The sequence below is a fragment of the Gordonia sp. 852002-10350_SCH5691597 genome (genome assembly GCF_001665715.1).
Classification (GTDB): Bacteria; Actinomycetota; Actinomycetes; order Mycobacteriales; family Mycobacteriaceae; genus Gordonia; species Gordonia sputi.
In genome coordinates, this window is the sequence record NZ_LZMO01000149.1 from 1 (window position 1) to 1,143 (window position 1,143).

At 68.3% G+C, this 1,143-nt stretch carries 1 protein-coding gene; it reads left to right on the top strand.

All coding sequences use genetic code 11. The features are described from left to right. A partial coding sequence (gene serB / locus A5777_RS11355) for a phosphoserine phosphatase SerB (RefSeq protein ID WP_064862736.1) occupies nucleotides 1-1,143 on the top strand: 1,143 nt, incomplete at both ends.

The window sequence follows — 1,143 nt, forward strand, 5'->3', positions numbered from 1 at the left end:
CACCGGCCCGGACAAGCCGGGCGTCACCTCGGTCCTCATGGGCGCACTCGCGGCGCAGCAGGTGAGCCTGCTCGACGTCGAGCAGGTCGTCATCAACGACCGCCTGACCCTCGGCGTGATGGTCTCGGTCGACACCGACCCCGAAGAAGTTCAGGACATCGTCGAGCAGGCGATGGGGTCGATCGGCATGGACGTGATCGTCGAGGTCGGCGGCACGCCTGCCGGCCACCGTCCGTCGACTCACGCGGTGGTGTTGCTCGGCAGTCCGGTGACGGCGAAGGCTTTCCGCGCGGTCGCAGCCGAGCTGGCAGGCCAGGGCGGCAACATCGACTCGATCCGGGGCGTCGCCGACTACCCGGTGACCGGACTCGAATTGATGGTCAGCGTCGGTGGACGCAACAGCGTCGCAGCCGACGCCGACCTCCGCAAGGGTCTGGCAGGCGTGGCGGCCAAGCATGGGGTCGACATCGCGATCGAGCGGGGCGGACTCGCACGCCGCGCCAAGCGGCTTGTGGTCTTCGACGTCGACTCGACGCTCATCCAGGGCGAGGTCATCGAGATGCTCGCCGCACACGCGGGTCGCGAGGCCGAGGTCGCCGCGGTGACCGAGGCCGCGATGCGTGGCGAACTCGACTTCGCCCAATCGCTTCGTGAACGCGTCGCGGCGCTCGAGGGTCTCGATGCGCGGGTTCTCGACGAGGTTGCCGGATCGCTGCAACTGACTCCTGGCGCGCGCACCACGATCCGCACGCTGCACCGCCTCGGATACCGCTGTGGTGTGGTGTCCGGTGGGTTCCGACAGGTGATCGACGGTCTCGCGCACGACCTCGAACTCGACTTCGTCCGTGCCAACACCCTCGAAGTCGTCGACGGCCGCCTGACAGGTCGGGTCATCGGAGAAATCATCGACCGGCCCGGTAAAGCGCGTGCGCTGCGCGCGTTCGCCGACCAGGTCGGCGTGCCGATGGAACAGACGATCGCCGTCGGCGACGGGGCCAACGACATCGACATGCTCTCGGTCGCGGGCCTCGGGATCGCCTTCAACGCCAAACCCGCGCTTCGTGAGGTCGCCGACGCCGCGCTCAACCACCCGTTCCTCGATGCGGTGCTGTTCATCCTCGGCGTGACCCGCGATGAGATCGA